Annotated in this window: 19 protein-coding genes; 8 read left to right on the top strand and 11 right to left on the bottom strand. The window is 63.3% G+C overall.

Annotation, left to right across the window (positions count from 1 at the left end; all coding sequences use genetic code 11):
* Window positions 1-62: 62 nt before the first annotated feature.
* Window positions 63-722, top strand: coding sequence for a response regulator (locus VVR12_RS07450; protein ID WP_368550565.1), 660 nt, complete (start codon window positions 63-65; stop codon window positions 720-722).
* Here VVR12_RS07450 and VVR12_RS07445 read toward each other — a convergent pair.
* From VVR12_RS07445 to VVR12_RS07415, 7 genes are all read right to left on the bottom strand, one after another.
* A complete protein-coding gene (locus VVR12_RS07445; RefSeq protein WP_368550564.1) occupies window positions 719-1,387 on the bottom strand; it encodes an ATP-binding cassette domain-containing protein in 669 nt (222 codons plus the stop codon). The genes VVR12_RS07450 and VVR12_RS07445 overlap by 4 nt on opposite strands.
* Window positions 1,375-2,868 (bottom strand): hypothetical protein, encoded by a 1,494-nt coding sequence (locus tag VVR12_RS07440; protein ID WP_368550563.1) that lies wholly within the window; start codon window positions 2,866-2,868, stop codon window positions 1,375-1,377. Before VVR12_RS07440 ends, VVR12_RS07445 begins: the two co-directional genes overlap by 13 nt.
* Before the next feature lie 6 nt (window positions 2,869-2,874).
* Window positions 2,875-3,246: a hypothetical protein gene (locus VVR12_RS07435; RefSeq protein ID WP_368550562.1), complete on the bottom strand. Its 372-nt coding sequence runs from the start codon at window positions 3,244-3,246 to the stop codon at window positions 2,875-2,877.
* Window positions 3,243-3,821, bottom strand: coding sequence for a hypothetical protein (locus VVR12_RS07430; protein ID WP_368550561.1), 579 nt, complete (start codon window positions 3,819-3,821; stop codon window positions 3,243-3,245). The genes VVR12_RS07435 and VVR12_RS07430 overlap by 4 nt, the downstream gene beginning before the upstream one ends.
* A gap of 10 nt (window positions 3,822-3,831) precedes the next feature.
* Window positions 3,832-4,374, bottom strand: a complete 543-nt coding sequence (locus VVR12_RS07425; RefSeq protein ID WP_368550560.1) for a stage II sporulation protein M — start codon at window positions 4,372-4,374, stop codon at window positions 3,832-3,834.
* A gap of 93 nt (window positions 4,375-4,467) precedes the next feature.
* Window positions 4,468-4,746, bottom strand: coding sequence for a hypothetical protein (locus tag VVR12_RS07420; RefSeq protein ID WP_368550559.1), 279 nt, complete (start codon window positions 4,744-4,746; stop codon window positions 4,468-4,470).
* 169 nt (window positions 4,747-4,915) lie between these two features.
* Window positions 4,916-5,458, bottom strand: a complete 543-nt coding sequence (locus tag VVR12_RS07415) for a MarR family winged helix-turn-helix transcriptional regulator (RefSeq protein WP_368550558.1) — start codon at window positions 5,456-5,458, stop codon at window positions 4,916-4,918.
* 300 nt (window positions 5,459-5,758) lie between these two features.
* Here VVR12_RS07415 and nhaA (VVR12_RS07410) point away from each other — a divergent pair, with 300 nt between their 5' ends.
* The 3 genes from nhaA (VVR12_RS07410) (at window position 5,759) to VVR12_RS07400 (ending at window position 9,049) form a co-directional block, all read left to right on the top strand.
* A complete protein-coding gene (nhaA, locus tag VVR12_RS07410) occupies window positions 5,759-7,120 on the top strand; it encodes a Na+/H+ antiporter NhaA (RefSeq protein WP_368550557.1) in 1,362 nt (453 codons plus the stop codon).
* Window positions 7,121-7,288: 168 nt separating this feature from the next.
* Window positions 7,289-8,701, top strand: a complete 1,413-nt coding sequence (nhaA, locus tag VVR12_RS07405) for a Na+/H+ antiporter NhaA (protein WP_368550556.1) — start codon at window positions 7,289-7,291, stop codon at window positions 8,699-8,701.
* Complete coding sequence (locus VVR12_RS07400) at window positions 8,702-9,049, top strand: thiol-disulfide oxidoreductase DCC family protein (protein ID WP_368550555.1); 348 nt, start codon at window positions 8,702-8,704, stop codon at window positions 9,047-9,049.
* Between the two features lie 51 nt (window positions 9,050-9,100).
* On the opposite strand, the gene VVR12_RS07395 is transcribed toward VVR12_RS07400, so the two are convergent.
* Genes VVR12_RS07395 through lysX form a run of 3 tightly spaced genes read right to left on the bottom strand, consistent with a single transcriptional unit; the run spans window position 9,101 to window position 13,906 of the window.
* Window positions 9,101-9,823, bottom strand: coding sequence for a hypothetical protein (locus VVR12_RS07395; RefSeq protein ID WP_368550554.1), 723 nt, complete (start codon window positions 9,821-9,823; stop codon window positions 9,101-9,103).
* A gap of 3 nt (window positions 9,824-9,826) precedes the next feature.
* Window positions 9,827-10,567, bottom strand: a complete 741-nt coding sequence (locus VVR12_RS07390; protein ID WP_368550553.1) for a hypothetical protein — start codon at window positions 10,565-10,567, stop codon at window positions 9,827-9,829.
* 6 nt (window positions 10,568-10,573) lie between these two features.
* Entirely contained in the window at window positions 10,574-13,906 is a 3,333-nt protein-coding gene (gene lysX, locus VVR12_RS07385; protein ID WP_368550552.1) for a bifunctional lysylphosphatidylglycerol synthetase/lysine--tRNA ligase LysX, read from the bottom strand.
* 156 nt (window positions 13,907-14,062) lie between these two features.
* Here lysX and VVR12_RS07380 point away from each other — a divergent pair, with 156 nt between their 5' ends.
* Complete coding sequence (locus VVR12_RS07380; RefSeq protein WP_368550551.1) at window positions 14,063-15,223, top strand: alpha/beta hydrolase; 1,161 nt, start codon at window positions 14,063-14,065, stop codon at window positions 15,221-15,223.
* On the opposite strand, the gene VVR12_RS07375 is transcribed toward VVR12_RS07380, so the two are convergent.
* The gene (locus VVR12_RS07375) at window positions 15,220-16,887 is read right to left on the bottom strand and encodes a GH25 family lysozyme (RefSeq protein ID WP_368550550.1); all 1,668 of its coding nucleotides are present in this window, start codon (window positions 16,885-16,887) and stop codon (window positions 15,220-15,222) included. The genes VVR12_RS07380 and VVR12_RS07375 overlap by 4 nt on opposite strands.
* 336 nt (window positions 16,888-17,223) lie before the next feature.
* On the opposite strand from VVR12_RS07375, the gene VVR12_RS07370 reads away from it, so the two are divergent.
* The 3 genes from VVR12_RS07370 (at window position 17,224) to VVR12_RS07360 (ending at window position 21,607) form a co-directional block, all read left to right on the top strand.
* Window positions 17,224-17,433 (top strand): hypothetical protein, encoded by a 210-nt coding sequence (locus VVR12_RS07370; RefSeq protein WP_368550549.1) that lies wholly within the window; start codon window positions 17,224-17,226, stop codon window positions 17,431-17,433.
* A gap of 94 nt (window positions 17,434-17,527) precedes the next feature.
* Complete coding sequence (locus VVR12_RS07365; protein ID WP_368550548.1) at window positions 17,528-20,047, top strand: 5'-nucleotidase C-terminal domain-containing protein; 2,520 nt, start codon at window positions 17,528-17,530, stop codon at window positions 20,045-20,047.
* 105 nt (window positions 20,048-20,152) lie between these two features.
* Window positions 20,153-21,607: a TIGR01777 family oxidoreductase gene (locus tag VVR12_RS07360; RefSeq protein WP_368550547.1), complete on the top strand. Its 1,455-nt coding sequence runs from the start codon at window positions 20,153-20,155 to the stop codon at window positions 21,605-21,607.
* The last annotated feature ends 22 nt before the right edge of the window (window positions 21,608-21,629 follow it).

The raw sequence follows: 21,629 nt of genomic DNA, 5'->3' as shown, positions 1-21,629 counted from the left end.
ATATTCCGCTCAATGGCGTCATCTAGGATGTGTTCGAACAGGTCAGAGGTAAAATGGTTCTCATGAGCGAGATCAGCGTTGCCGTGGCCGATGACATTCCTTTGATGCGCCAAGCGCTCACCACCTACGTGCAACAAGAACCACGATTCACTCTGGCTGGTGAGGCTGCCAACGGCGCCGAGGCGATCGACCTGGTTCGTCAAGTGGATCCAGACGTCCTTCTGCTTGACCTACAAATGCCGGTCATGGACGGCGTCACCGCCGCCGAGCGCATCATCGCGGAGAACCCGCACACCAAGATCCTGGCGATCACGACGTTCTACAGCGACGACTACGTAATACCCGCACTGAAGGCCGGCGTGCACGGGTACCTCCTCAAGGACGCCCGACCCCAGGAGATCACCGACGCGATCCTTGCGGTAACCCGCGGCCAGTCGGTCATCTCCCAGCGCGCGATCGAGACAATCACCGCCAGCTTGGCCGAACCAGAGCAGGTCGCTACGGTCGATCAGGACCTGTGGGACTCGCTGACCGGCACCGAGAAGAAGGTGCTCAAGGCCCTCTACGATGGCTTGAGCAACCGCGCCATTGCACGGGAACTTTACCTGGCGGAGTCCACCGTGAAATCCACGATCTCCCGCATCATGCAGAAGATGGGGGTCTCTAGCCGCCTCCAGATCGTTATCAAGGCGGCCAAGCTCTCCTTCCCGCTGGACGCCTAAACCTGCCGTGTCTTGCCTGCGCTTACAAGGCGGCGTACAGCCATCAGCTGTTCCCCGCCGCTACGTAGCGGTACGGAAGCACCGTCCCGCGTGGCGGCCCAAGCCGACGGAACTACGTGGCTGACTACGATTACCATGACCCGCTCCCCCAGCTCCGCAATACGAGCGCATACGTAATCGGTGGATTCGGCATCCAAGCCGTTGAAGGGTTCGTCGAAACCGATGAGTCCGTGATTCAGCTGTAGCCCGCAGAGCAACCAAGCCTTACGGAGCGTCCCCGTCGATACCTCGTGCGATAGTTTGTTCAGGTGCGGTTCGAGTTCGAGTTCGGCGATGTCCCGATCCAGCTGGTCCCGGTCGGCGCCGAAACGCTTGGTGAAGAGCCGCAAGTTATCCCCCACCGTCAGGAAGGGCACGAGCGAGGGGGCGGTGCGCACTAGCGCCGCAGAAGAGTCTCTGCCGGGCTCGTTGGTCGAGAAGTTGATCTGCCCTGCCAGCGGACGTAGGTAACCGGCGATCGCTTCCAGGAGGGTGGATTTTCCGGCACCGTTCTTACCGGTCAGCAGGTAGAGACCGGCGCCAGAGATCTTTCCGTTGAGGCCGGTGAAGATCGGGGTATCTCGGCTATAGCCCAGGGACAGCCCAGAGATATCTAGTTCATACATAGGATTGCCTTTCGAATAGCCAGGACGGTTGCAACGCCGACCCCCAGAAATACCACCAGGGTGATCACAAATGGCGCCAGGGTTGCCGCGTAGAGCATGAGGGAAACAACCATCTGTGCCAGGGCGATGAAGGTGAATCGGAACCCCTCGGCGCGCACTCGGGTGCTGAGAAAGCTGTCGCTGAGTAGCAATCCCCAGATCGGGCCGCTGACCACGATGAGGGCGTCTGAGGCAGGTGTTTCAGCCAGTAATAGTGCCGCAGTTGCTACGGTGAGGCCGGGGAGAGCGCTACCGATCACCCCCAAAACGATCTTGGGTGCCAGCTCGGTGATGGGTGCACCGACTTCGTACATGAAGCGATAGCGCTCGCGACTTCGGCTGAAACTGAGCGGGAGGGTCTGTTCGAAGGTGCTGCCGACCACGAACGAGATGCAGGCGATGGCCACGGCCGTGCGTAGCGACTCGGGGACGTGTAGGGTTCCGCCCAGCGCCCAGAGCGCTCCGGCGGCGAAAAAGGTTACCAGACCCGCACGGGCGCCATAGATGCACAGAAAATACTGGGTTCCCACCACGGGGAAGAAGATGCCGGAATCGGCGGCGTTGGCTTTCCGCTTGCGGGTGGGTGCGTACAGGCCCGTGGCCGTGCGAGGTGACCGCAGGATGTAGGCGTACCCGACGAGCGCCGAGAGGAGACCGATGGCCGCCACCGACGTGGCAACGCCTCGTTGCCCAAGGAACGTAACACCGGCGGCCACGTGGGGGTTGATACTGCTTGTCGGCATGCCAATGTTAAGCGCGGCAAGTACTGTCAGCACCGCATGGGCGGTGAGATACCCCAGTCCGATGGCGGCCGTCACCTTGGCCAGTGTCAGCCACGGGTTGGTACCGATGCGGGTTTCTGTGTAGGACGCGCGATGAAAGCTCGCCACGGCCTCAAGGGCGATCAGCGCAACGTAACAACCCAGCAGGGCGAGTCCCAGAGCCACCGTAGGGGCATTGTCTCCGGCCCAGATCACAACGGAAATCAATGGGAGCACACAGAAGGCCAGTTTGATCCCTGAGATCACCTGGTGGGCATGCCAGAAGTAGGCCTTCCGGTCGATGCCCAGCAGATTCAGGGTGGCGGTCGGAACCTGAAATTTCTGAAAGGACGAGGCGCCGAAGAGAACCGCTGAGGCGCGAGTCATCGAGTCGAGCCAGATCGGCACCAGGGTGAAGATCAGCAGGTAGTACTCGCCGGTAAAACCGGGCAGACCCGGGACGCTGGGGAAGCTGCGCCGGAGCATCAGCCCCCATTGCGGCAACAGGATCGCCAGGGTGACCGCGAGAATCAACCAAGCGGCCAGGACCGCTGGGATGATCACCGCTTTAAGTAAACGCCGGGGGTTACCTGTCACGCCGATGCGATTCAGCAGGCTGGCGATCAGCAGGAATCGCAGGGTGGTACCGGGGCGCCACCGTTCTTTCGTTGCTGAGGTCATGGCGCGCTAGTCGATGTAGCTTGCCCGCTGATCTTTCTGACGGTTCATCGCTTCGAGGGCGCTCCAGATGGCGATGACGAAGAAGATCAGGGCCACGACGATCAGTATTGGCTGCACGACCGAGGGCAGGAACTGGTTGGTGGCAAAAACCATCACCCCGTTCATGGCGCCCAAGATCAGACCCAACCCCGGGCGTTTCTTACTGATACCCATGCCCAGAACAGAAAGTAGTGTCACGAGCACTAAGACGGCAGCGCTACCCTGCCCCTTGGGGGAGTGAAGATCACCGTTGAAGAGCTCATAACCGGTGGCAAAGAGCGGGAATAGCAGACCTAACAGGCTCAGCCCCCAGGCCCACGAGACGAGACGGTAATTCATGACATCACTCCAATAAATAGGGAACCAAAGAATATCAGCGGTAGCACGATGGCGAGGAATAGTGGAAGAAGCACCTTCCATCTCAACCCACTCAGTGTTCTTCGTGCTACCCACGCCGCACCAGCGATAACTACTGAGTAGATCACCGCCGCGATCACACCGGCATGTTGCAGGGGAAGAACCACGTAGAGAAGTTGTGGCACCACCATCGCAAGCATCGTTGCCACGATGGAAATGTTCGCGAAACTCACCAGGTCCGGGCGGTTCTGCGCGGCCCGACCGAGTTGGTGGATGATCCCTAACCCGACGAAAAGCACGCACACGGAGGAAATAACCAAACCGAATACCGTGCCGAAGGTGACCATCGCGTCCGTAGACCCGCCGGCTTCTGCTACCATCTCTGGATCCAACCGAGATACTACAAACTCACGGGTGAAGGGATACCGGAGAACGCTACCCACGCAACATGCCGCAAGCAGACCTGCGAAGATCCTGCCTCGGTAGTCACCGAGTGAAGCGGCTGGTTTTTCATCGGGACGACGATAGCGTGGAATAGAAACGCTTGCAGAACTCATGTTTTTCCTCCTACACCTGTAGAACAGCAAAACCTTCAACGAAGGCCGCTACCACCAGGATGACCAAGCTCAAACCTAAAAGTTTGAGAGATGTATTGAGAACCGAGTGCAATGTTTGCCGGAAGCTGTTCCGGGGTGCATTCCTGGAAGTCTCTGAATGTGCTCCCGCGATAAATCGGCGGGTGAAGACGACTAACGGAAGTACGCCCGCAGTTGCAGCGACCACGAAACCAGCGATCTCGAAGGGGGTATAGAGAACCGTGCGGGCCACGACTTCACCCGGGCCATAAATGCTCACCGCCACGTTCATAGAAGCACCTAAGAACATTCCCACGAGCGGGAGGAGAAAGAGCGCCGCGACTCCTAAAGTAATTACTCCGGCAAACAGTGAAAGCGCAGTCGGCACATTCGTCTGAAGAATATGCCCCACTGAACTGAAGTAGGAGGGAGATTTTTGGGGCTCAATCGCAGAGGCTAGAGAGTTGTTGTCCAGTAGCAGATATCCAGCTACCGTCGAGACAATAAAGAGAACACAGGCCAGGACTGCGGCCACAAATACATCTTTCTTAACCATGGGATAGAGGGAAAGGTTCCCCCACTACGTGCCATGGCAGACAACGCAGTGGGGAGAACCCGTTATTTGCCCTTATGCTACGACGGCAGCCTTGCCGGCGTTCTTCAGCATCAGCTTCAGCGCGCCCCACATAGCGGCACCGACCAGACCGCCGGTAGCTGCGATGGAAGCCAGGAACATCGCCCAGCTGCCGACTTCGACTGCGTTTGCGATAGAGGTTGCGGTTGCGGTGCTGACACCCAGGGTGCCGGTCAGCCACATGCTAGCGATCGATGCGGTAGCGATACCAGCAACGGCGAGAACCGCAGCGAAGAGCGAGGTGGCGTTGGTCTTTACATTGGACTTCTGCATGGATATTCTCCTCTTTGTGTGGTTGTTGAAAGCTACTTTTTTCAAACATCTTGTGTAGCTTTTATGACCAGGTGCCCTGATCACATGAATAATCTTTCATAGCGATCAGGGCACCTCAACAGTTTCCCCACAGAGGAGTACTTAAGTACCGCAGACCGGTACTTTCGGTTTATTGCTCCCGCAGCGGCACGGAATCGCTGAGGTCGGTGGTGTTCGAGACGTTGATGACCTCCGAAGGGCGCGCGCCCAACACCGATTCGCCAATTTTCGCCAGCTGCTTGACCTGACGAGCGCCCAAGCGGTTGAAGATCTGGCGGCGAACCTCCATGACGTGGCCGAGCGCGGCGTCTTGCACCTTCTGCAGGCCCTCGGGGCGCAGGTGACAGATCGAGACGCGGCGATCTTTCGACCAGACCGAACGCTCCACGAAGTTATCTTTCTCCAAGCGAGAGACCACGCGTGAAAGACGCGGTAAGAGAGTATTGGTCTGCTGGGCTAGCTCGGTCATGGTCAGCGCATGGTTGTTCGCCTCAGAAAGCATGGCCAGCACCATGTACTCCACGAAGCTCAGGTCTGAATCACGCTGCAACTGGTTCTCTAATTGGCCGGGCAGGCTAAAGAACACCGAGCACAGAAAGAGCCAACCCTCACGCTCTTCTTCGTTCAGCCACGGTGCGTTCTTCTCTACAGAGCCTTTTTTCTGCCCAGTCATCTCACCCTCATTATTTTCGAAGTAAATAGTTTTTACCTTTATACCAGTGTAGTTTTACCACAAACGGAAAGCTATCTACATCCACCCTAGTGATGATGTGAGGTGCATTATGCTCCATCTCACTCCCCCTGTGCCGCCAGCCCCCACCACGCCCCCTCCCGCGACCTGCCAGCTGCGTGATAGGGTGGCAGTTCAATTCAGGTGTGCCGGGAAGTCTGGTCGGCCTACCGGGTTCTCCGCCGCGAAACAGGCGTTGAGAACCGGTAGCTTTGAAATGTACGCAACCGGAAAGACTTCACCATGTCTACACCACCCCACTCGCCCCAGCACGCCCCCGAGACAACCCTCGCGCGCGGCACCTACAAAGAATCCCAGCGCATCAGCGAGATCCTGCGCAAAGAATCCGTGGGCGGCGCGGTCTTGCTCGCCGCCACCGTCCTCGCGCTGGTACTGGCAAACTCCCCCGCCGCGCACTTCTACGAAACCCTGCGCGACACCCGCCTGGGCAAAGACTTCGCGGGTCTGCATCTCGACCTCTCGCTGGCCCACTGGGCCGCCGACGGCCTACTCGCCGTGTTCTTCTTCCTCGCCGGCCTCGAACTCAAGAAAGAGTTCGTGATCGGTGACCTCCGCAGCCCCGGCAAGGCCCTGGTTCCCGTGGTCGCCGCCGCCGGTGGCGTGGCAGTCCCCGCGCTAATTTACACCGCCATCAACTTCAACAACGGCGCCGAAGCGCTGGGCGGCTGGGCGATCCCCGCGGCCACCGACATCGCCTTCGCCGTGGCGGTCTTGGCCGTGATCGGCACCTACCTACCCGCCGCGCTACGCACCTTCCTGCTCACCCTGGCCGTGGTAGACGACCTGATCGCGATCATCATCATCGCCATCTTCTACACCTCCGACCTGCACATCGGTTACCTGCTGGCGGCCATCGTCCCGATCGCGATCTACGCCTTCGTGGCACGCAAGGGTGAGAAACTCTTCCACCTCAACGCCGCGTCCACGTGGCTGATCCTGTTGCCCCTTGGCTTCATCGTCTGGGTGCTATTCCTCAACTCCGGCATCCACGCCACCATCGCCGGAGTGGTGCTGGCGTTCATGATCCCCGTGCGTGAGAACAAGCGCACCCGCGCCGCCGAGGCGGACCACGGTCTGGCCGAGGTCTTGGAACACCGTATCCGCCCGCTGTCTGCCGGCTTCTGCGTGCCTGTCTTCGCCTTCTTCTCGGCGGGTGTGACCATCGGCGGAATCGCAGGCTTCACCTCCGCGATCAGCCAGCCGGTTGCCCTGGGCATCATCGTCGCGCTGGTCGGCGGCAAGATCCTCGGCATCTTCGGCGCCACCTGGCTGGTCACCCGCCTGCGCGGGGCCAACCTCGACCCAGACATCGCCTGGGTGGACGTCGTGGGCCTGGCCGCGCTGGGCGGTATCGGCTTCACCGTCTCGCTATTGATCGCCGAACTCTCCTTCGGCGTGGGCTCGCCGATGAACGACGCCGCGAAGATCGCGATCCTCTCCGCCTCCGTGCTGGCCGCCCTGTTAGGTTCCCTCATTTTGGGGTCGCGCAACCGCCACTACATGAAGCTGGCGCAGAAAGAGACGGTGGACGTCAACCGCGACGGTGTTCCCGACGTTTTCGCAGACGACAGCGCCGCCCGCTAGATTCAATAGCCTCAAATACGGTTCAGATGGCCGCCAGGAAATCCCTCCTGGCGGCCATCCATCATTCGGAATTAAGCGAGCGGGATGTTTTCGATGCGGCCCTGGCACACAGTAAAGTGAAAAAATACGCGTTGTCCATCAACTCACTTTTCTAAGGATCGCTCAGCCATGTCGAGTTCTATCTCCGCACCATCCGAGCAACCGCCGCACGACCACGACGGTTCCGAAAACCGTGAACGCCAGGTCGATGCGTCGTTCTCGCGCGGCACCTACGCCGAATCTCGACGCATCTCTGAGATCCTCCGCAAGGAGTCCCTGGGTGGGTTCATCTTGCTCGGTGCCACCGTGTTGGCGATCGTGCTGTCTAACTCGCCGTGGTCAGACTTCTACTTTGGGGTGCGAGACACCGAACTCGGCCCCCACATTCCCGGCTTTCATCACCTCGTCATGAACGTCAGCCAGTGGGCCGCCGACGGCCTGCTGGTGGTCTTCTTCTTCCTCACCGGTCTCGAACTTAAAAAAGAGTTCGTGATCGGCGACCTGCGCGACCCCGGCCGCGCCATCGTCCCCGTGGCCGCAGCGTTTGGCGGTGTGGCCGCCCCGGCTCTTATTTACTTTGCTCTCAACGCCGGCAACGAGACCGCCGTACATGGTTGGGCTATTCCCACCGCCACCGACATCGCCTTCGCGGTGGCCGTGGTGACGGCGGTGGGCCGCTACCTGCCCTCGGCGCTACGCACCTTCTTGTTGACCTTGGCCGTGGTGGACGACCTGATTGCCATCTTCATCATCGCGATCTTCTACACCAACTCGTTCAAGCCGCTGTACCTGATGCTGGCCGTCATCCCCGTGGTGATCTACCTGGTGTTGGCGCGCAAGCTCGAGAAATTCTTCCACCTGCACTCCTGGGGCGCCTGGGCCCTGCTCTTGCCGCTGGGTCTGATCACCTGGGCCCTGTTCCTGGAGTCGGGTATCCACGCCACGATCTCCGGCGTGGTGCTGGGCTTCTGTGTGCCGGTGCGTTACAACCAGCGCTCCCGGGCAGCCGATGCGCAATCCGGCCTGGCCGAGGTGCTCGAGTACCGCCTGCGTCCGCTCTCGACCCTGATCTGCGTACCGATCTTCGCGTTCTTCTCGGCGGGCGTGAACGTGGGTGGCTTCTCTGGCCTGGGCACCGCGCTGACCGACTCGGTGGCGATCGGTATTATCGCCGGCCTGGTGCTGGGTAAGACCACGGGCATCACCGCCACCACGTGGCTGGTAACCCGTTTCCGCAAGGCTAACCTCGACCCGGACGTCGCCTGGGTAGACGTGATCTGCATGGCCGTCACCGCCGGTATCGGGTTCACCGTCTCGCTGCTGGTCGCCGAGCTCTCGTTCTCGCACGGTTCGGCGCACACCGAAGACGCCAAGATCGCGATCTTGGTCGGCTCGGTCTCTGCGGCGCTCATCGGTGGCACCCTGCTGGCCCTGCGCAACAAGCACTACAAGGGCATCTTCGAGCGCGAGCAGGTGGACGAAAACAAGGACGGCGTTCCCGACGTTTTCGCCGACGATTCGGCTCGCCTGCAGCAACGCTAGATGAACCTCTACTACGACGCCGACTGCGGCTTCTGCACCCGTTGCGCCGGTGTTTTGGGGCGGCTCTCCCTGGGCGCCGGCGTACTGCCAGGTTTCAGCACGGATGAGTTCCGCGAGCGTGTGGATCTTGCTCGCTTCGCCGACGCGGTGGCGCTGGTTTGCAAGGACGGCAGGGTCGCCTTCGGTGTGGTGGCCTTCGGCCTGGCGCTGGGTTCGAGTTCCCGGCGCGAGGTGCGCGCGGCCGGGCGGTTGCTCCTCGCCCCGCCGGTGCGCCGCGTGGCTGAACCGGTCTACGCCTTCGTGGCGGCGCACCGCGGTGCTCTGCCGGGGTCGAGTTGCAGGCTCTAGTAAGTTGGTTGCCTCAGGTTGGATTGCTCACGCCCCCGAGACCCATAACCCCTAGTGCAAAAACGGCAGCAGCGTCAGGTTCGCCAGCGGGTAAAGTAGCACGTCCATCAGCAACGTCAGGCCCAGCGCGATGGCCACGACTGGCAGCGTCAGCACCAGCTTCGAACCCCAGCGCGCCCGCAGGCGGTCCAGGGCTTGGGTGAACATCTGCTCCCGCCCCAGCAGCAACATCACGAAGAAGATCGTCAGCGGGAACTGGGCCACCAGGCTCCAGATTTGAAAGCCCAAGAACTGCGCCCAGAGCGGTTCGGGCGAGGCGATCGCAACGTATGCCGCAAACGTCATATCTGCGGTGATCACCACGATGAACCCGACCGCGAACAGGAACAACCCGCGCGCACTCCGGTTCTTCCGCTCCTTCTGCGGAGCCTCCACCCCACGGGCCGCCAGCTTCTTCCGCATCGCATACACGCCCCAGCCGAGCAGGCCGCAGGCGATCACCAGCTTGCCCACCACCGTCCACGGGCCGGCGTGCAACAGGGCGTGCACAAACCGCGCCCAGGGAATCCGGGTCAGCGCATCGCCGAACAACCGGGTGAGCGTCACACCCCACAGCGCCACGCCCACCAGGCAGAACGCGCAGAACCAGACGACCACCCGGCGCGCGGCCGGGCCGGGGTTCTTCGCTAGAAAATAGAGGGCCACAAAGAGCGGTGCCGGGTCAAAACCCGCCACGCCCATCGGAGCGGCCAGGGACAAGAAGTGACCCACCACGGCCTACACCAACCACTCCACGAGGTTCACACCCAGCACAAGATACGCCAGGGCGTCCAGCACCAAAGCTACGCCCAGCACCATGCAGAGCACCGGGAAAACCACGGCCCAGATCGGCGCCAGACGACGCCGCATCGCGATCAGCACCCGCGCCAGGCCGCGCTCCTTGCGGAAGATCAGCGCCAGCAACAGGCTCAGGGTGAGAATCTGCGAGATGGAACTCCATCCCAGCAGCCCCACAAACTGCACACCCGCCGGCTCGTGGGCCGCCAGGGCAACATATGCCAAGAACGGCACATTCGTGGTCACGAAAAGAATGATGCCCGCGCCCAGCGCATACAGACCCAGGGCACTACGCTCGTTCTGCACCGGCAACTCGGGGTCGTCCACCGAACCCGAGACGAGCACCCGCGTGCGCGCCCGGCGCAGGCGGAACCACGCGAACCCCAGCAAAGCCAGACCCAGTAGGGCCTCCACGGCCACCACGGCGGTAGCCGCACTGTGCAGAGTCTCTAACACCCGGTCCCAGGGGATGTTCTCTACGTCTTCACCGAAGAACGCCAAGAGCACCATGCCCCACAGCGGAATGCCGATGATGAGCATCAGGCAGAAGGTCATGACCGTGCGCCGGCCGCGCGGCCCCGGGTGTTTCGCCAAGAAGTAGAGGCCGAAGAACACCGAGACCGGGTCGATCGCCGCCAGTGCCAGCGGGGCCATCAGCGAGAAGAAGTGTGCCGAACCCATCTACGCCTACCGTTGCGGTTTCACGAAGGGGAAGGTCAGCACGCCGCGAATCTGCGTGCCCGCCATCAGCATGACCAGACGGTCGATGCCGATACCCAGACCACCCGTGGGCGGCAGACCGGTTTCCAGGGCATAGAGGAAGTCTTCGTCGATCTCCATCGCCTCAAGGTCGCCGGCGGCGGCCTTCAGCGACTGCTCGGTCAGTCGACGACGCTGCTCCAGCGCGTCTGCCATTTCGGAGTAAGCGGTACCCAGCTCCATACCGTTGACCACTAGATCCCAGCGCTCGGCCAGGCCCGGGGTGCTGCGGTGCGGGCCGGCCAGCGGCGAAGTCTCCACGGGGAAGTCGATGTAGAAGGTCGGGAAGACGGTCGCGGCCTCCACGAGCTCGCCGTAGAGTTCCTCGATGATCGCGCCGGGACCCATGCCGTCGCGAACATATATCTCGTGTTCGCGGGCCAGCGCCAGCAACTCTTCGAAGTCGGTCTCCAGCGTGATCTCACGGCCGAGCACCTCCGAAAGCGCACCGCAGACCGTCTTCACCGGCCAGGGGCCGGAGACATCCTGCAGGGTGCGGGTCTCGGAGTTCTTCTCCCCCAGCGGCAGCGACTCAGAACCGAACACCGAGAACGCCGCGTTCTTGATCAGCGCCTCGGTCAGCTCGCGCATCACGTTGTAGTCGGCGTAGGGCTTGTACGCCTCGAGCACGGTGAATTCGGGGTTGTGCGTGGCATCCGCGCCCTCGTTGCGGAAGTCGCGGCCCAGCTCGTAGACCGGGCCCATATCGCCGACCACCAGGCGCTTCAGGTACAGCTCGGGGGCGATGCGCAGGTAGAGGTCGGCGCCGTAGGCGTTGATGAACGTGGTGAACGGACGCGCCGTCGCACCGCCGTGGATCGTGTTGAGAATCGGGGTTTCCACCTCGAGGAAGCCCGAGGAGTCCAGAGTCTTGCGGATCGAGGTGATGATCGCGGTGCGCTGCCGCAGGAACTGCCGCTGCTCGGGATTGACCAACAGGTCGGTGGAGCGGCGGCGCAGGCGTGCCTCGGGGTCGGTGAAGTTGCCGAACGGGATCGCGTGCAAGCTCTTGGACGCCATCTGCCAGCCGGTTGCCAACAGCGAGGGGGTGCCGTTGCGGGAGGTCCCCACCGTGCCGGTGAAGATCAGAATGTCGCCGGTGTCTACCGTGCGGCGCAACAGGTCGAGGTTCGCGCCCACGGCGGGTAGCGCGGACCGTTCGCAGACCACCTGGGCGGTGTGCGCGCCCTCGATGAGGTCGAGGAACACCACCGAACCGTAGGAGCGGATGTTGCGCACGCGCCCGGCGACGGTCAGGGTATGGGAGGGCGCCAGCGAGTTCGGCTCCTCGAGCATCCGCGCCAGCTGGGCGGTGGTGTACTGTGCGCCCACGCCCTGCGGGTATGGATTCATGCCCGCCTCGCGCAGCTGTTCCAGGTGACGGATGCGGTGCTTGGTCTGATCGGAATAGCGGTGCTCGATCACCGGGGTATCCACGCGACGGTGCAGCTCGTGCACCTGCGCCAGCGACTGTTCGTCGAGGGTGCGGTCGGTGGCGGAGCGGCCCGAGAACAGCTGCGGGAGGAATCCCTCGGCCACGCCGGCGGCCACGGCCACCTGCGGCAGGGTGAAGAGGGTCTCGGCGGCAAGGTAGCGCGGCAGCCACTCGGGGTCGAACTTCTGGTTGAAGCGGTAGAGGCGCTCCAGCTGCAGGTAGCGGTCGAAGAAGCCCAGGGTTGAGGCGGACGCGCGGGTCCAGGGGCTAGCGCCGAAGTGGTCGGCCTCGACGAAGGTCTTGCGGAACATCGCGAAGTTCAGTGAGACGCGGGCGATGTTGTATTCGCCGGCTTCCTCCATGAGGGAGGCGACCATGAACTCGACGATGCCGTTGGGTGCCTTCGGGGAACGACGCATGAGGTCCAGGGAGACCCCGCGACGGCCCCAGGGCACGAAGGAGAGCAGACCGAGCATTTGCCCGTCCGGCCCGTGGGCGGTGACCAGCAGGTTGCGGCCGTCCGCGGGGTCTCCCACGCGGCCCAGAGCCATCGAGAAACCGCGCTCGGTGCCACCGTGACGCCAGGAGTCGGCCTCGCGGTTAACCTCGGCGAGTTCTGCGGGGCTCAGCGAGCCGTGGGTACGCACGCGCACGGTCAGCCCCTCGGCGTTCAGGCGGCGGGTGGCCTGCCGCACCTCGGTGAGGGTCGTGTTGTTGAGGCTGAAGCGGTCGGTGGAAAGCACGGCTTCGTCGCCCATGTAGGTGATCGACAGCCCGGCGGTGGCGAAGGCCTTGGCTCCGGCCTCATTGACGCTGATCGCGCCCAGGTGCCAACCGTAGGTGCGCGCGTAGTTCTTCCAGTTGGCGATCGCCGAATCCCACGATCCGGGCGCGCCGATTGGGTTGCCCGAGGCCAGACACACGGAGTTGATCACGCGGTAGGTGACGGCCGCCTGGCCGTCGTCGGAGAAGATCACGGACTTCTCGCGGCGGGTGGCGAAGTAACCGAGCGAGTCGTCCTCACCGTGGGTGCGGAGCATCTCGCGCAGGCGCACCTCGTCGGCGGGTTTCCAGTTCTCGCGGTCGCGCGGAGAACGCAGGAAGGTGATCGTTGTGGCCAGCAGGGTCAGCGAGAAGGCGATCTCGACGATCAGCCGAAAGTAGATGGCCGGGCGGTACCCGGTAGGCATCAACTCGGGAATGCGAATTCCGAGACCGGAAAGGACGTACCCGGCGGCGACGGGGGTCAGCTCACCCTGATGATGGGATTCCTGAATAACCGCGAATGCGAAGGCCAGGCCGACAGAAAACAGCAGGCCCAGGCCCGCCACCAACCAGACCCAGCGCCAGTGGGTGCGGGCGATCCGGGCGGGGAACGCCGGGCGGATCAAGATCAACACCACCAGGGTAACCAGGGCCACCGCCACCGAGGTCAGATCGGCCAACGGGCGGTAGGAGTGCGTGAAAAGGGTGACGGAGGTGTCGTTGAAAATCAGGTTCGCCGCGATCGGCAAGGTGAGCAGAATTCCACCGATCTGAAAGAACATCACCGCGTAGAGACCCAGGCGGCGGCGTTTGAGCAACAGTGAGGTCACGATCATCATGGCGATCACCGAAACCAACGAATGGCTCACGGGCACGTTGATCAGCCCGAAGGCGTATTCCCACCACGTGTAACCGCGGCCTTTATGCAACGGCGAGAGTATCCACGAGAAGAGAGAGAGCAACGTACCTACAGCGTAAATGCCGATGAGCCACGTGGCGATCGTTTCACGGTGTGCGGTAATGCGCTGCGGTAGGCTACCGGCGGAACGGTCTTTTTTCACTCGGTGTCTTTCTAGATTTTCCGGGGGTCAAGGGGGATACTGAGGCAAGCTATTTATTCCGGACAAGGCCGAACTCAGACGAATGTCTGATTATGCCATACGGGTTTGTGCAAAAATGTACCGCGTTTTCCTGTTGTTTTCTTGAGAGGGGCCACGTTGGAGATCACCGGCGCCCTGTTCGTGACCATCGTTTGCGTTGCCGCGGGGCTTTCCCTCGTGACAACGATCATTCTGATCCCCCACCACACCTGGCACCGGCCGGTTTTCAAGTTTGTGGCTCAGACGGTCTCGGTGCTGGTGACCTGTCTCTTGATCCTGGCCGCGGTGGGGGCCATCCTCAACGCGCAAAACCACTGGTTTGGCTCGTGGAGTTCGCTCTTCACCCCGCCCTCCGCGCAGAGCCTCACCCAGACGACCTACGGCGCCGAGCTACCGCGAGTGCAACCCGCCGGGCACCTGGTTACGGGTGAACCGACGTCCTTACAGCGGGACCCGGCGCACAACCCACACCTGACCGGTGAGATTCCCGCTGACCGCAGCCGCGGCGTGTACATGCACGCCTCGGTGGGAGGCGCCGTCAGCCACGAAAACCACGACGTTCTGATCTGGTTGCCGCCCTCGTATTTCACCGACCCCCACCGGTACTTTCCGGTGATCATGGGATTTACGGGATTCCCCGGAGCCACGAGTAACTACTCGGAGGCGATAGATTACGGCGACATGGTGCTGGAACAGGTGCACGCCGGAAAGATGCAGGAACCGATCGTGGTGGTTCCGGACGTCTCCCCCGGCCAGCTCGACAGCGAATGCGTAGACGGTACCGCGAAGGATTCTCCGCGCGTCGAGACCTTTGTGATCAAAGACCTGGTGCCCTGGTTACAACAGAACCTGCGCACGCATCATGAACGCGACGGTTGGGCGACCACGGGTTACTCGGCCGGCGGCTGGTGCGCGACCATGTTCACCATGCGCCACCCCGAGGTTTTCTCGGCGGGTATGAGCCAGTCGGGGTATTTCACACCGATCTACACCGAGGATCAACAGTGGAACGACCCGCACGACCCGCGCTACCTGCTGGGCGATCTGGTCAGCCGCGAGCGTCCGGACGTGACGCTCCTGTTCTACACCGCCCTCGACGACCCGTTGGCGACCTCGGGCCTGCGCGAATTCTCGGCACATGTAACCGCGCCGACCTCGCTCGTGGTAGACACGATCAAGGTCGGCGGGCATCGTACTCAGGTGTGGGTGCGTGGCATTCCCGATCAGCTCGAGAAACTGGCCCACGCGGCCCCGGGTTTTGCGGCGGTGAAGGCCTAACCGTTCGTCACGTAGCGGTAGAGGAAGGCCGCCATCTGGCCACGGTCGGTGCTATTGAACGGGCGGTACGTGCCGTCTGCCCAGCCCGTGGAGATACCGCGGGAGGCCAGCCAGCTGATCTCCTTGTAGAAGATGTCTGAAGAGGACACGTCAACGAAGGGCGAGGCGGCCGGCGGTTGGAACTGCGGCTGACCGGCCAAACGGTAGAGGAAGGCCGCCATCGCGTCGCGCTTAATCGGCTCGTTGGGGCGGTAGGTTCCGTCTGACCAACCGTTGGTGATGCCCTGAGAGGCCAACCAGCTGATCTCCTTGTAGAAGACGTGGTTGGTGGGGACGTCCACGAACGGCGAGACCGCCGGCGGCGTGTAGGCCGGTTCGCCGGCTAGGCGGTAGAGGAAGGCCGCCATCGCGTCGCGCTGGATGGGTTCGAAGGGGCGGTAGGTGCCGTCGGGCCAGCCCTTAGAGATACCCTGCGCGGCCATCCAGTTGATCTCGTTGTAGAACGGGTGGCTGGGGTCGACATCCACGAAGCCGGCGGTTGAGGGGGCGCGGTTACCCATGGGCTGGTAGCTGGCCAGGGTGGCGAAGCTGTGCAGGTCGCTCATGGTGCCGTTGAAAACGTTCGAGTCGCCGGAGAACGGGCCGGAGTCGCTGTACTGCCAGATGTCGTAGGTGTCCCAGCCGAAGGGCATCTGTCCCGGGGTGGAGGCGTAGCGGGCGATGTGCAGCGGCAGGTGGTTGAACTGGGTGGTGCTACCCACGCAGGTCTGCCACCAGTTGGTGGTGGAGTAGATCGCCGGGACGCGGCCGGTCAGCGAATCGTAGGTGGTCACGAAGTCTTGGATCCAGTCCCGCATCTGGGTCTGGGTCAGGCCGTAGCACATGTCGCCCAGCTCGGGGTAGGGGTTGTACTCGACGTCCAGCAGGCCGGGCAGGGTGCGTCCGTCGGGGCTCCAGCCGCCACCGTTGGCCACGAAGTAGCGGGCCTGGGTCTCGCCGGAGGTGTCGCCGGGGATCGCGAAGTGGTAGGCACCGCGCATCATGCCCACCTCGGTGGCGCCGATGTACTGGTCGCTGAACGCCTTAGAGGTGTAGAAGTTGCCCTCGGTGGCCTTGATGTAGGTGAAGCGGGCACCCTCGGTGTATTCGGCGGCCCAGTCGACAGAGGGCTGCCACCCGGAGACGTCCATGCCGAGTACGCCGGTGCCGGTAGGGCTGGTGGCCGCGGCAGCGCTCGCCACGCCGGCCACGGGTGCGTTCTCGGCGGCGGCGGTGGCCTGCGCCAGGGCAGGGCCGAACTCGTCGCCGCTGATGGCCACGTCTTTGCCGTTCTTGGCGTCGGCGACCTTCTGGCGGGCGTCGTTCAAGGATGCCTCGGAGAGGTGGGAGGTGTTGTCCATAGATTTCATGCTCTGCCCCATGGTAGCGCCGGGGTTCTTGCCGGTGCGGTCGGGGGCGGCGGGAAGTTGAGCGGGCGCCAGGGCGGCCTGCTCGGGGAGCATTTCGCGTACCTGCGGGGTCTCGGCGCCATTGGTGACGGAGGAAAGTTGGTCGGTGGTGGCGGTTGCGGCATTCGCTGCGGGCAGGCTGCTCAGAGCCAGAACGGCAGTGATGGAGAGGCCTGCGAGCGCGCGGAAGGGCAAACGAGAATTCGTGGTGTGCATAGCTCACTAGGGGGTGGGGGATGCGGTCAGGACGCAGGCTGTATGGGGTGGTGCCTGCGGTACGGGGGCGAGTGAACCCCTGCCTCTGCAATATAACCTTTTCGCGTGGCGATTGGCAGGACCTTGCTGACACTTTGGGGGATAAACGTTGAACATCACAGCGCTGACTAGGAGATTTGAGAGTCGCGGAGAGAATTATTCGCTTTGATTTACGTGTCGTTTACCGTGTAGGCCTGTCTAAATGTGGGGCACCGCAGGCTCGTAATACGCGCTCTCAGCTATTGAGGGCGGGGCAGGCGCTGGCTAACCTTAAAAGCCCTAGTGGCAGGAGTAACCATGAAAAAGATCTTTACCCGAGGCTCGTCCGTTTTGATTGTGCTGTTCGCCGTAGTGATGATCGCTGGCTTCAAGTTGCTGGCCGCAGGAAGCATCCCTCACATTCTGGCGCTCATTGCCGTTTCCGTAGCGTTCTTCGGCATCGCCGCCATCGTCGTCCACTCGGCACGGAAGAACTCCGGGCGTACCTTGCCCGACCACCGATCTTAAAACCGCAGAGGTTGCCCCAGTTCACGCACAATTCACCCGCCCGGTCTATGCTCTGACTATCTGCTCACACCCACTGACTCATAAGGAATAGATCGTGGCACGCAAGACCTCCCAGGGCCGCCACCACAAGGCCCTGACCCGCACCTCCATCGCCTCGACGGTAGCGCTGGCCGTCACCGTCGTCCCCCTGGGCACCGCACCTGCCCAGGCCGCCGATGAACACACCCTGCAGCTGTTGAACATCAACGACTTCCACGGCCGCATCACCAACGACATCGGCATGGGCCTGGCCGCGACCATTGAACAGCAGCGCGCCGAGAACCCCAACTCGCTGCTACTCTCCGCCGGCGACAACGTCTCGGCCTCGCTGTACGTCTCAAGTGTGCAAGACGACAAGCCCACCGTGGAATACCTCAACGCCCTGGGCCTGCAGGCCTCGGCCGTGGGTAACCACGAATTCGACAAGGGTCTGGCAGACCTGCAGAACCGTCTCGAACCGCTGGCCCAGTTCCCGTATCTCGGCGCCAACGTCATCGACAAAGCCACCGGCAAGCCCGCGCTGAAGCCCTATACCATCCTGGACGCGCCCGACGGCACCAAGGTGGCCGTGATCGGCACCGTCACCCAGGAGACCCCGCAGCTGACCGACCCCTCGGCCCTCGCTAGCGTGAACTTCACCGACCCCATCGCCGCAACCAACGACTACGCCAAGCAACTCTCCGACGGCGACCCGGCCAACGGCGAAGCAGACGTGATCGTCGCCGAGTACCACGAGGGCATCCGCTCCGCCGACGCGAACGCCGACCCGCTGGTGACCAAGACCGACCCCGCCGTGGACGTCATCTTCACCGGCCACACCCACGAGGAATACGTAGTGGACGCACCCGTGCCCGGCCAGCCCGGCAAGACTCGCCCGGTGCTGCAGACCGGCAACTACGGTGACAACCTGGGCGACATCACACTGACCCTTGACGGTCAGAACAACGTCACCGGATACACCTCCACCCTGCACAAGCGCGCCGCCGTGCCCACCGCCGACCAGGTCGCCGCGAACCCCGTGCTCGCCAAGGCACAGCAGATCCTCACCGACGCCAACGCCTACGCCCAGCAGAAGGGTAGCGAACAGGTCGCACAGCTCGGCGGTAAGATCACCACCGGTTGGGACGCCGCCAAGCAAGACTCCAAGGGTGGCTTCGACCAGCGCCAGCTCGAGTCGACCATGGGCCACCTGGTCGCCGACATGTACCTCTCGGCCGCTAACTCCACCGGACGCACCCCCGCCGACATCGGCATCGTCAACCCCGGCGGCCTGCGCGACGAGTTCCCCGCCGGCCTGCGTAACAACATCACCACCCCGGCAGGAGCGGTCACCGTGGCCGACGCCGTGGCCGTGACCCCCTTCGCGAACAACCTCTGGACCACCGAACTCACCGGCGCTCAGCTCAAGCAGGTGCTCGAGGAACAGTGGCAGCAGGACTCCTCGGGTCAGATGGCCACCCGCCCCTACCTGCAGCTGGGGCTCTCGTCCAACGTCACCTACACCTACACCGGCGCCCCCGACGCCACCGGTTACGCTCAGCGCGGCAACCACATCAAGGACATCTTCGTCAACGGCAAGAAGGTCACCGACGCCGATACCTTCACCGTGGCGATCCCCTCGTTCCTGCTCGGCGGCGGCGACAACTTCACCACCCTGTCCAAGGGCACCAACTCCAAGGACACCGCGCTGGTGGACTCCGACGCGTTCATCGAATACCTCAAGGGCAAGGGCACCGTCTCGCCCCGCTACGAGAAGCAGGCCGTGCGCGTGGAGAACCTGCAGGATTCCTACTCTGCCTCCGGCAACCTCACCTTCGACGTCTCTGACCTCAACACCCGCAGCTACGACGTTCCGGCGCTGACCAGCCTGGACGTCACCGTCGACGGCGTGAAGCTCGGCACCGTGGACGTCACCAACGGCACCGCCTACGTCGATGTGCCGCTGGCCGGCAAGAACATCCCCGGCGGCGTCCACGACGTGGTGTTGACCGACCCCACCGGCAAAGTGGGCACCGAGGCGCACGTCTCGGTGAAGATCGCCTCGTCGTTCGTGGACGTCAGTGAGAAGGACGTCTTCTACAAGGAGATCGGCTGGCTGGCCGATACGGGCATCGCCCGCGGTTGGGACGACGGCACCTTCCGCCCCTACACCAACACCACCCGCGCCCAGATGGCCGCATTCTTCTACCGTGCCGCCGGATCACCGGAGTACACCGCCCCGGCCACCTCGAAGTTCAAGGACGTTCAGCCCACCGACACCTTCTATAAGGAGATCAGCTGGCTGGCCGACCAGGGCATCACGACCGGCTGGGCCGACGGCACCTTCCGCCCGAACGAAGACATCCAGCGCGACGCGATGGCTGCCTTCTTCTACCGCTTTGCAGGCTCCCCGGCGTATGTCGCTCCCCGCACTTCGCAGTTCACCGACGTCACCACCAGCGACCCCTTCTACAAGGAGATGAACTGGATGTACAACCGCGGGCTCTCCACCGGTTGGGATGACGGCACGTACCACCCCTACGAGCCGATCAAGCGCGACGCAACGGCGGCCTTCTTCTACCGCTTCGCCCACTAACCCAGATCCGCGAGTCCCCGATTTTGTGCGAATTCCCTGCTGTGCGCAGGCGAAACGTGCAAAAATCGGGGATTCGTCGATCGCGGGCGAGAGTAGGCTGACCCTATGAGCACCTTCACCACCGCAGCAACCGTCCCCTACTCGCTGAGCGAGGTTCTCGCCTGGCACGCCCGCCCCGGCGCCCTCACGCGACTCAACCCGCACTGGGCCGGTGCGGTGATCCGCGAAGCCACGCGGGAGGTCGGCAGCCGCGCCGAGATCAAGGCCGCCGTTCCCGGCACGCGCGGGCTGGCCAGCGTCCCGCTCGTGGCCGAGGTCGCCGCGGTGAACGAACACAGCTTCACCGACCGCATGGTCAAGGGCCCCTTCCGCAGCTGGCAGCACACCCACCGGTTCTCCGAGGCGCCCACCGGTGGCACCCTCATCGAGGACGAGATCGAGTACGAACTTTTGCCCGGTCAAGACCTCGCCGCGGCAGGCTCACCCCGGACGCGCGGTGCGGGTTCCGCCGCGACCAAGCTGGTCGGCGGCGCACGCTCGCTGGCGGCGTCCGTGGCGGGGTGGCGCGCCGAGAAGTACTTCGCGGCGATGTTCGCCGAGCGCACCCGCCGGCTCGAGGCCGACCTGGCCTTCCACGCCCGCTATTCCACCACCCCGCAGACGGTCGTGATCGCCGGGGCTTCGGGGCTGATCGGGCAGCAGGTGGCCGCGCTGTTGTCTTCGGGCGGGCACACCGTGCGCACGCTGGTGCGGCGCGAACCGCGGGCCGAGCACGAGTTCGCCTGGGACCCAGCCCGGGGCACCATCGACGAGGCCGCCTTCACCGGGGCAGACGCGGTGATCCACCTCGGCGGAACGTCGATCAGCACCCGCTTCACCGAGGCCAACAAGCAGAAGATGCTCGACTCCCGGGTGCAGTCCACCGAGTTGCTGGCGGCCACCCTGGCCCGCCTGGCCCCGCACGGCGGACCGCGCACGTTCGTATGCACCAGCGCCATCGGTTACTACGGGGCCTCGCGCCCGCAGGAGCTCTTAGAAGAAACCTCCCGACCCGGCAGTGACTTTCTGGCCCGGGTCTGCCAGGCCTGGGAGGACGCCTGCCAACCCGCCCGCGATGCCGGCTTGCGCGTGGTTAACGTGCGGGTGGGCGTGGTGCTCTCGGCGCTGGGCGGGGCCTTGCGCCTGCAGTTGCCGCCGTTCCTGGCGGGTCTGGGTGCGAGCGTAGGCGCCGGAGATAACGTACAGAGCTGGATCGGCCTCGACGACATCGCCGGGGTCTTCGCCCACGCCGTGCTCACCGATGCGGTGGAAGGTCCGCTCAATGCGGTCGCGCCGACCCCGGTGACCGCGCGGAAACTGGCCAAGCTGATCGGTAAAGTAGTGCGGCGTCCGGTGTTCTTGAAGGCCCCGCAAGCCGCGCCGAAGCTCTTGCTCGGCGAGGAGGGCGCAGACCAGTTGGCGATGGCGGACCAGACGGTCAGCTGCGATAAATTGCAGGCCAGTGGGTACCGCTTCTTCGCGCAGGACGCCACGACGGCCCTGCACCACGAGCTCGGCTAGATCCGCGAATTCCCGACTGTGC

Source organism: Rothia sp. LK2588 (genome assembly GCF_040946465.1).
In the GTDB taxonomy this organism is placed as follows: Bacteria; Actinomycetota; Actinomycetes; order Actinomycetales; family Micrococcaceae; genus Rothia.
The sequence above is the reverse complement of the archived record's forward strand: the minus strand, read 5'-3'. Positions and strand labels throughout refer to the sequence as shown.